Origin of the sequence: Streptomyces rectiviolaceus (genome assembly GCF_039533825.1) — a bacterium.
Lineage (GTDB): Bacteria > Actinomycetota > Actinomycetes > Streptomycetales > Streptomycetaceae > Streptomyces > Streptomyces rectiviolaceus.
This window is the reverse complement of record NZ_BAAAUG010000203.1, coordinates 1-573: the sequence shown is the minus strand read 5'-3', so window position 1 is coordinate 573 and position 573 is coordinate 1. Positions and strand designations below refer to the sequence as shown.

The 573-nt window shown below is 78.0% G+C and carries 1 pseudogene; it reads left to right on the top strand.

The window, feature by feature from the left end:
• Positions 1 to 14: 14 nt before the first annotated feature.
• A pseudogene (locus ABD378_RS40620) lies at positions 15 to 573 on the top strand (ABC transporter permease); the annotation flags it as partial.

Here is a 573-nt window from a genome sequence, read left to right as displayed (position 1 = left end):
TCGCGGAGACGCCCGTGGTGGCGGTGCCCGCGGCCGCGCTCGGGCTGCTGCTCGCGTTCCTGGTCGTGCCGCACGCGCGCGCGTGGCCTTCGGCGGTGGCGGCGGCGGGAGTATGCCTGCTTGCCTGCGCCGCACTCCCGGTCCGTGCGGCGTTCGCGCACCGCGGGCAGCGGGCGCTCGAGGGCCGCGACGATCTGGTGACGGCACGCCCTTCGCGGCGCCGCACGGTGGCCGAACTGGTGCTGCTCGTCCTGGCCGTGGGGGCGGTGACGACACTGCGGCGAGGCGGGCTCGGCGGCTCCGACCCCGGCGCGGGGGACGGCTCCGCGAGCCTGCTGGTCAGCGCCGCGCCCCTTCTCGTGGGCGTTATCGCCGCGCTCCTTCTCGTACGGCTCTATCCGCTCCCCTTGCGCCTCTTCGCGCGCCCGCTCGCCCGCCGCCGCGGAGCCGTCGGGTTCCTGTCGACGGCGAGCGCGGGCCGCGCCTCCGCCGCCCAGGCGCTGCCCCTGCTCGGCCTGCTGCTCGCCCTGACGACGGCGGCGTTCGGCGGCTCCGTGCTGAGCGGTGTCGCCG